This window comes from Pseudorhodoplanes sp. (assembly GCF_050250235.1).
In the GTDB taxonomy this organism is placed as follows: Bacteria; Pseudomonadota; Alphaproteobacteria; order Rhizobiales; family Xanthobacteraceae; genus Pseudorhodoplanes.
In genome coordinates this window covers 1-8,746 of record NZ_JBFWPA010000191.1, presented here as the reverse complement: position 1 = coordinate 8,746, position 8,746 = coordinate 1, and the positions used below count along the sequence as shown (strand labels likewise).

General features: G+C 57.9%; 8 protein-coding genes. 1 reads left to right on the top strand and 7 read right to left on the bottom strand.

Translation table 11 applies throughout. The annotated features are described in order from the left end of the window. Positions 1-114 precede the first annotated feature (114 nt). Positions 115-1,017: a LysR family transcriptional regulator gene (locus AB7F49_RS35765; RefSeq protein ID WP_428531541.1), complete on the top strand. Its 903-nt coding sequence runs from the start codon at positions 115-117 to the stop codon at positions 1,015-1,017. Between the two features lie 543 nt (positions 1,018-1,560). Here the strand turns inward: AB7F49_RS35765 and AB7F49_RS35760 are convergent. The 7 genes from AB7F49_RS35760 to AB7F49_RS35730 all read right to left on the bottom strand — a co-directional run bounded on the left by AB7F49_RS35760 (position 1,561) and on the right by AB7F49_RS35730 (position 8,426). After that, a complete protein-coding gene (locus AB7F49_RS35760) occupies positions 1,561-2,334 on the bottom strand; it encodes an ABC transporter ATP-binding protein (protein WP_428531538.1) in 774 nt (257 codons plus the stop codon). Then, on the bottom strand, positions 2,327-3,121 hold the full coding sequence (locus tag AB7F49_RS35755; protein WP_428531535.1) for an ABC transporter ATP-binding protein: 795 nt from the start codon (positions 3,119-3,121) through the stop codon (positions 2,327-2,329). Before AB7F49_RS35755 ends, AB7F49_RS35760 begins: the two co-directional genes overlap by 8 nt. After that, positions 3,118-4,182, bottom strand: a complete 1,065-nt coding sequence (locus AB7F49_RS35750) for a branched-chain amino acid ABC transporter permease (protein WP_428531532.1) — start codon at positions 4,180-4,182, stop codon at positions 3,118-3,120. The genes AB7F49_RS35755 and AB7F49_RS35750 overlap by 4 nt, the downstream gene beginning before the upstream one ends. Continuing rightward, positions 4,175-5,047 (bottom strand): branched-chain amino acid ABC transporter permease, encoded by an 873-nt coding sequence (locus tag AB7F49_RS35745; RefSeq protein ID WP_428531529.1) that lies wholly within the window; start codon positions 5,045-5,047, stop codon positions 4,175-4,177. Before AB7F49_RS35745 ends, AB7F49_RS35750 begins: the two co-directional genes overlap by 8 nt. Positions 5,048-5,081: 34 nt before the next feature. After that, the gene (locus tag AB7F49_RS35740; RefSeq protein WP_428531526.1) at positions 5,082-6,242 is read right to left on the bottom strand and encodes an ABC transporter substrate-binding protein; all 1,161 of its coding nucleotides are present in this window, start codon (positions 6,240-6,242) and stop codon (positions 5,082-5,084) included. A 62-nt stretch (positions 6,243-6,304) separates the two neighbouring features. Beyond that, positions 6,305-7,288, bottom strand: a complete 984-nt coding sequence (locus tag AB7F49_RS35735; protein ID WP_428531523.1) for a Bug family tripartite tricarboxylate transporter substrate binding protein — start codon at positions 7,286-7,288, stop codon at positions 6,305-6,307. Positions 7,289-7,409: 121 nt separating this feature from the next. Beyond that, complete coding sequence (locus tag AB7F49_RS35730) at positions 7,410-8,426, bottom strand: PdxA family dehydrogenase (RefSeq protein ID WP_428531520.1); 1,017 nt, start codon at positions 8,424-8,426, stop codon at positions 7,410-7,412. Positions 8,427-8,746 lie beyond the last annotated feature (320 nt).

The window sequence follows — 8,746 nt, the reverse complement described above, 5'->3', positions numbered from 1 at the left end:
TAGCGGCGGAGGCAGAATGTATCCAACGTGCGGGTATCATTTGCACTAATTTGGTGAGTCTCAGGTATCTCGGCGTGTCGCAACAAATATCTGAGGGTTGTTCAGACGGTGGCTATGCGGTTAGACGCTTCCACATTGCGTTCCCTTATAGCCGCAGCCGATCATCGTAGCTTCCGGCGCGCAGCAGCTTGCCTCAACATCACCCAGCCCACATTGAGCAAACGCATCCGCGAACTTGAAGAATGGCTCGGTGTCCGTTTGTTCGAGCGCTCGACTGGAGGTGCAACACTGACACCAGTAGGCGAAGATATCGTTGTCTCTGCACGGCGGGTCCTAGCGGAATTGCAAGCAATGGAGAATCGGGCGAGAGCAGGAAAAGTGGGCAAAGCTGGTCGCCTTGAGATCGGCTTCTATACCTCGCTATCGACGGGAGCGCTGCGCGATACGCTGCTAGCTTTCGTTAACAAACACCCCAACGTTGATGTTAATATAGCTGAAGGCGCCCGCACCACTTTGATCCCGCTCCTCGACCGGGGTGCCATCGATATTGTAGTAGTCTTAGGAGAACCTAGTTATACCGACTACGCACACATCGGCTTATGGTCGGAGCGAATTATGGTCGCTCTTCCAAAAGCACACTCACTTGCTACGCGTGAATTTCTTTACTGGACCGATCTTAGGAATGAGTACTTTCTCACGAGTCCCCATGATCCTGCGCCCGAGATTCAAGACGTACTTCTTTCCAAATTGAGCTCACCCGGAGGCAGGCCTCGGATTAAGCTCTTAAATGCAAGTCATGAAGCCATTCTGAGTGCTGTTAGTGGCAATCGCGGTATTACTCTTCTTTGCGAGGCGTCGACCGGCAATGTCATGTCGGATATCGTCTATCGCGAGGTTCGTGACGGAAACGGTGCTACCCGACTTGGTTATGTCGCTTACTGGCGGCACAACAATGACAATCCGACACTGAAACAGTTCATAGCGCTGTTGCAAGCCTATCCTGCCGTGCCTTTGTGACATGTGCGCCCTGTCGCTTGAAAGGCGACATCACTATCCCCATGTGCTATTTTTATCTCTTACAATGAGGCTGCGATCCTGATCATATTTCTTCTATTCGTTCTGACGTTTGGCCTGACGCCACAGCCGGGCACGATACCGGAAGGAAAATGGGGGACGCAACTCCTAAGGCGGAAAGCGATCACGCGGGACTCACATGCTGCGTACGGCGCTCGGACCGGATTCCTGCATTGCCCAGATCATGCTCAACCGTGACTATCGCCTCTAAAACTTTGTAACACGGGCGCGATAGTTTCAGCCGCTGACAACGAAGGCATCATCCGTTTTGTCATGCATAATGTCGGTGCTGGGCTTCATTCCAGCGCTCTGCGGGTCTCAGTCGAGTTATGTCGGAAGGGGAAAGGACACTCTTGCCGCCGGAGGTTCTCGCATCACCTTACCTTTTGCTGATGGCTAATGCTTATCGGCCGCCGCGTTCCTCGACGCTGCCCAACACTGAGCTTAATAGCTTCTACAGGGTAACGGCAAATACGTTTGCCTGATTCAAAATGCGACAACTTCTGCGCTTCCGAGATATGCCCGAATAACTTCTTCGTCGCGCAGGACATCTTCAGGCGCTCCATCAGCGAGAGATCGCCCGTAATCGAGTACGTGGATTCGATCAGCGAGGTCCGCGACCATTTGCATGTCGTGCTCGATCCAAATGATCGCCATATCCATGCTCTGCTTTGCCTTCATGATATAAAAGGCAAGGTTTTCTCGCTCCTCACGCGTCAGACCCGCGGATGGCTCATCCAAGAGGAGCAGCGACGGTTTCGCGGCGAGCGCGCGCCCGAAACCGACAAGTTTGTGAACGCCGAACGGTAGATTGCCTACCGCTTGATTGGCAAGATGCTGCAATTCCAAAAAATCGAGAATCTCCTCCGCTACTATACGACATTTCCTTTCAGCCCTCTGGCTCGAAGGCCACCGCACCATGTTTGCCAATGCGCTGGGCTTCAATCTTGTGTGCAGTCCAGTCATCACGTTGTCGAGGACTGACATTTCATCGAACAGTTCGGCATGCTGAAACGTGCGCCCGACACCGGAGGCCGCGATCTGGTGGGGCGGCCAGCCGCAGATTTCCTCACCACGAAAACGGATGGTGCCTTCGGGCTTGTATATGCCGCTGATGCAATTGAAGATGCTGGTCTTGCCTGCGCCGTTGGGTCCTATCAGCGCGAGCAGTTCACCCGCGCGCACCGAAAGCGACACTGCGTTCAGTACCGCCATCCCTCCAAATCGTAGTGTGATGGCTTCGATCTCAAGTTCACCCATAAGCCGCAGCCTCCGCCCGCTTGCGGCGAGCATCGCGGTAGTTTACCCGGCCGCTCTCGGAAAGACCCAGATACAGCTTCCGCACGTTTTCGTCGTTGCGCAGCTTGGCGGCCTCGCCCTGTAGCGCCACACGTCCGTTCTCCAGAACGTAGGCATAGTCCGCAAAGCCAAGCACCACGGTAGCGCTCTGCTCCACCAGAAGCAGCGTGATCCCGAGTTCACGCCGGATCTGAAGCAGACGCCGGATCAATTCCTCGACGATGACCGGGGCAAGCCCCATCGACAGCTCGTCGATCAGCAGGAGCTCCGGGCCGCATGTGATGGCCGCTCCGATCGCGAGCATCTGGCGTTCGCCGCCGGACAAGAGCCCGGCCTCCTTGTGTCGCAGTTCCGCAAGCCGCGGGAATGACTCGAATACAAGGGAAAGCAGCCGCTTCCTCTGACTTTCATCGCGGGCCAGGACGACAGCAAGATTTTCCGTCACCGTGAGGTTGGGGAATATCTTCTCTCGCTCCGGGACCAGCACGATGCCGCGCCGCGTGACCTGTGGTGGCCGCAATCCGAGCAAGCTTTGGCCCTTATAAGTCACCTCACCTTTCTTCACTTTAGCGTTGTCAAGCCCGATGAATCCTGAGATTGCCCGCAGAGTCGTACTCTTTCCGGCGCCATTGGCACCGATCAACGCAACGATCTGGCCTTTGGTGACTTCCAAGTTGACATCATACAGGCCGATGATCGAGCGTTGATAGATTACCTCGACGTTCTGTAGGACAAGATCGCCGCTCACGGCTTCGTGCTCCTCGACTGCAGGGTCGACCTTCGGCGCCACGATATCAGGCGCCGCAGTAGACCGATCAGCCCATGGGGTTCGAACATCAGAAATGCGATCATGACAACGCCGAAGGATGCATAGATCAACGCGAATACCGAACCGATATACTGGTTTGCGTTTGGAATTTTCAGTGCGGCGGCTTCGATCGCATAGGGCATCAGCACGACAAAGGTGGCGCCTAACAGCGCGCCAAGCAGCGAACCCATGCCACCGATGATGATCATAGCGATGTACTGGATGGACAGGTAAAGCGAGAATGCCTCGATCGAGACAAATCCGCGGTAATAGGCGAACAACGCGCCCGCGACTGCGGTCATCGACGAGCTGATCACAAAGGCAAGCAGCTTATAGCGCGCGACCGGAATGCCCAGCGCTTCCGCGACCGTCTCGTTGCTTCGCAGCGCTCCCCAAGCGCGGCCGGTCCCCGAATAAAGCAGGTTATGGCAGAGCCAGTAAGCGACCGCAGCCGCGGCAAGCAATACCAGATACCAGCTTTTGCTGTCCTGCAGCGTATATCCGAAAGCCTCCGGCGGATCGACGACAACGCCAGCCGAATAGGAACGCAGTGTCTCGTATTCTCCGCCGATATAGACGACAACGAAGTGAAGGGCGAGCGTACTGACCGCTAGATAAAGGCCGCGTAGCCGAAGCGACGGAAGCCCGAATACTAATCCAAAAACGGCGCCGGTCATGGCGGCAACGGGTATCGTCACCCAGTACGGCGCTGCCAACTCGTGATAGAGGATGCCGACGCTGAAGGCCCCGGCCGCCAGCAAGCCAGCATGTCCAAGCGAAACCTGTCCGGCAATGCCCGTCAGCAGCGCGAGGGAGAGCGCCCCGATCGCGGCCAGAAAGACCTGGCAGGCGATATCAAGCGCAAACGGGCGCGCCACCAGCGGAAATGCCAGCAGAACGACAATCCCGGCGCTAATAAAAATTAGGCGCGGTGTGACGACAGACGCGATGGGAGTGGTCCGTTCCCTCGCGCTTGTTAGGATCGTATCGGCGTCAGACACGGTCGAGTTTCTCCCTCGTACCGAACAAGCCCCAGGGCCGGATGGCCAGCATCGCGATCAACACAAAGAACGGCACGACATCTGAGAGGAGCGGATTGACCCACTGGATCATCAACACTTCCGCCCCGGCAATGATGAGAGAGCCGATAATGGCGCCGAACAGAGAGTCCAGCCCACCGACCAAAGCCGCAGGGAACGCTTTGAGCCCGATCATCACCATCGTGCTATCGAGACGGGAATCCATCGCGATCAACATTCCCGCGGTGGCGCCGGTGAACGTCGAGAGGCCCCAAGCCAGTGCATAGATGATGTGCAATTCGATGCCGCGCTGCGCGGCAAGGAGCGGGTTCTGGCCGGCCGCACGCATCCGCATGCCCCAGCGCGATAGCCGGAGAAACGCAAAAAGCGCCGCATAGACAAGGACCGTCACGAGGACAAGTGTGGCGGCCACACTGGAGATGCGTGCACCCGGCAGAATCTCGATCGCGGAATTCGCAATGCCGAGCGGCTTTGCAATATTATGCTGCTGCGGCGACCAGACCAGGATCATGACGCCGCGCAGCAGGATTCCGAAGGCGATCGTAGTCAGAACCGCGGCAAGCACCGACTCGCCGGTCATCTTTCGCATGAGCAAAACATAGACCAGCAGGCCGACGACGATGCTCAGTCCCGCCGCGAGCGTCACGGCGAGCCACGGGTCCGGCGAAATGTTCGATGAGACCGCCAACAGCAGATAGGCGCCGAGCAGCATCAACTCACCATGCGCGAGATTGAGTACCCGGCTGACCTTGTAGATGAGCACATAGCCGCACGAGATCAGGGCGTAGATCGACGCCAAGACGATGATATTGATCGCGGTCTGCACGTGACTTCCGCCCTGTTTCTCGCAACGAGTCTAGCTACTGGATGTCATAGCTCTTCCAGTCCATGTCGACGATCACGGCATTCTTCGCGCTGTCCCAGCGGTAAACGCGGTAATATTGCCTAGTCCGGAAGTGGTTGTCCTTGGTCCAGGTGATCGGTCCGCCGCGAAGCCCTTTGGTGTCGATCTCAAGACCATTCATTGCGCTCTTGACCTTGTCAGCATTGGTCGGCCAGCCCGCTTTCTTCAAGATTGCCTCGATTGCCATACCCCCGATCCAGCCATCGGCCATCTGATTGGGCGAATATTTCGAGCCAGCGCCCTTGGCGGTCTCGGCAATCTCCTTCTGCACCGGGAGGTTCTCGAAGAACATCGCATTGGTGCCGACGGCATAGAGCTTGTCGTCCTTGATCTGAGCGAGTTCGTCCTCGGTCTCGGGCAACACGTTCAGCGCATAGGGTCCCTTCCAGCCGAGCTTGCGGAGCGCATCGAAGGTCTTGACCTCGGTCACCCAGGGTGCCCAGCAATAGACCCAGTCCGGATTTTCCTGCATCAGCTTGGTTGCGAAGGGCGTGTAGTCCGCGGTCGCAGGCGGAATGATTTCTTTTCCAGTGACCTTCATGGATGCGGCAGCGGCGAACTTCTCTGCAGCATCGATACCCGCACGCGATACCGGAATCGCCATGGCAGCGAGGCCGAGCTTAATGTCGGAAGCGGATTTCTGCTTGATAAAATCGATTGTGGCGCGTGCATCATGGGCAGCGGAGAACGAGGTCGTGCAGAAAAGAAACTCGTTCGCCGGCGGATAGACGTCCGGCGGGCAGACCGAGCCTGCAAACAACAACGGCACATTTGCCCGCTTCGCTTCCGCTATCATCGGCGCAAAGGTCGAAGAAATACTGGTGTTGATCAGCAGCGAGACATTATCGGACAGCAGCTTCTTGGCATTGGCCGCGGCTTTCGACGGCTCTCCCTGGTCATCCTGAATGATGAGATTGACTTTGCGGCCGTTGATGCCGCCAGCCTTGTTCAACCGCTCGACATAGAGCTTGAGGCCCTCGGCCGCGCCCGCAACGGTGCTCGCGCCCGGCCCGGTCAGAGCTGTGCTCATTCCGATCACATAGGCTTCCTGCGCCTGAACGGAGGCCGTGGTTACCATCACAGCGAGCGCAATCGATGCACAATACTTCAGTTTCATTCCTTTTCTCCCTCGGGATGTGCTGATTTCGTTGGTCTGAGTTTGCGGCGACCACATTCTTCTTATTGCATCTTGAGACCGGCCGACCTGACGACATCACGCCATCGGACCCGCTCGCCTTCGATGAACTTTCTGGTTTCGGGCACGGTCGCACCCATGGGCTGCACGCCCATCTTGGTAAACTGCTCCGAGACCGCCGCGTCCTGCAGAATTTCCAGGATTGCCGAGTTGAGTCGATCGATCACAAATCGCGGTGTTCCGGCGGGCGCCATCAGCGCGAACCAGGTGATGGATTGGAAGCCGGAAACGCCCGCTTCCTGAATGGACACGATTCCGGGAAGAACCTTCACGCGGTCAGCACTGCCGACTGCGAGAATCCGTATCTTCTCGGACTGGTGAAGGCTGAGGGACGAACCGAGATTATCGAAGAAAAGATCGACGTTGCCGCCGATCAGATCCTGAAGAGCCGGAGCCGTACCACGATAAGGGACGTGAACCATCCGCAGGCCGGTCATCGACTGGAACATCACCGCCGTCAGATGCGACGTCGAACCGTTGCCCTGCGAGGCATAGGTTATCTTTTCGGGGTTTGCTTTTGCGAATGCGATAAGCTCGCCGACTGTCTTTGCGGGAAATGCCGACCTTACCGCGAGCACATTCGGGACAATGCCGAGGATGATGATCGGCTCAAAGTCGGAGGATCGATAGCCCAGATTCGCGTAAAGCGACTCGTTGATGACCACCGGGCCGGGCGGGCTTGCCAACAGCGTATATCCGTCGGCATCACTTCGCGAGACAGCTTCAGCTCCGATATTACCGCCGGCCCCTGAACGGTTTTCGATGACGAACGGCTGGCCGAACTTGTCACGCAATTTTTCCGCCACGATCCGCGGCAGGATATCGGCGGTGCCGCCAGCCGGGAACGGCACGATGATTTTAACCGCACGTAGCGGATATTGCGAATCCCGATCCTGTGCATGAAGAGCGTTCGGTACGCAGAGAAGTAGTAGGGCGAGTGCAAACGACGTGCATAGCTTCACTCTCATCATCATTCCTCCCATGGCGTTGCTTTTTTTGTTGTTGATTAGAATTGCCGGTCGGTGACCGGCTTTACGTGGACAGCGCGACATCCGGGCCCCGCGACTATTCCGGCATTCGCGCTCGGCCTCATGCGGCCTTCCCCGGCGGTTTGGCGGCCGTCACGACGGGCCTTTCACTCAGCAGTTGAACGGTGCGAAGCACCGCTTCGGGATCGGCCTCACCACGACCTGCGATATCGAAGGCGGCGCCATGGCCAACGCTGGAAAACACCACACCGGCGCCTACGCTCAGCGCCGAAGCCTTTCGTCCGGCGACGAGTTTCACCGGAATATGTCCCTGGTCGTGGTACATCGCGACGAAGGCATCGAGGTCGGAACGGCCGAGCATCAGGTCGGCGCCGACCGGCCCCTCCACGTTGAGACCCGCCTGCTGCAGCCTCGATACTGCAGGCGCTGTGATCCGCTCGTCGTCATCTCCGAACAACCCGCCCTCACCGGCATGCGGATTGATTCCGAAAATTCCGATGCGTGGATTCAAGATGCCAATATCTTTCAGGGCGGAGACGCAGATCCGCGCTGCCGCTTCGACCAGCTCGGGCGTGAGGCGCGACAGCGCGCCCTGCAGTCTTTCATGCAAAGTTGCGTGCAGGATGCGCAACCCACCCCCGACCAGCATGAGAAAGACGCGATCCTCCGGCGTTCCGGTCAGCCGAGCGAGCAGCGACGGGTAGCCCGAAAACGGAATTCCGGCGGCGTTGACGGCCGTCTCGCTGTGGGGACAGCCGACGATGGCGCGGATGTGACCCTCGCGCGCAAGAGCAAGCGCCGCCTCAAGATAGGCGACTGTGGCCCGGCCCGCCGCGGGATCGACATTGCCCGGATTGAACTTCGCTCCAGACAGCGCAGTAACGCCATGAAATGCGATGGCATGGTCATGCCGCGCGCCGACAACGAACGGTACCAGTGCGAAGTCACGGCCATGTCGCGCGTGATAATTGCGGATGACGCTTTCATCGCCGACGAGAACAATCCGCGGTCCGGCGTTGTGGACGCATTCTGCCGCCGCCTTGACGGCAATCTCCGGACCGATCCCGTTTGGATCTCCAATCGTCAGCGCGATCGGCGCTTCAGATGCAGCGCTCATCTCGGCATGTCCGTGTTCAGCGTTGCCGCTGTGCCGCGCGCGCTTGCCGCATTTGGAGACGATTTCGTCAAAGACGGCACGCCAAATTCCCCTCAGAAGTTTGTTCGTATATCGAACAGCTGATCGCTTTTACAATCGCTTTAAACCGGGCGCGAGTCAACAGCGAACAACGTTATGCGAGGTCGCAGTCGCGCAACCGCGCTTATGCGCGGCGACCAACGGCACCGGTCCTTCGCAGTCGGGTTTTGGTTCGAGGGGTGAGCTGGACGCACGACAATTCATTCCGCGGACGCGCGGAGCGCCGCAGAAGAATCTCCGAC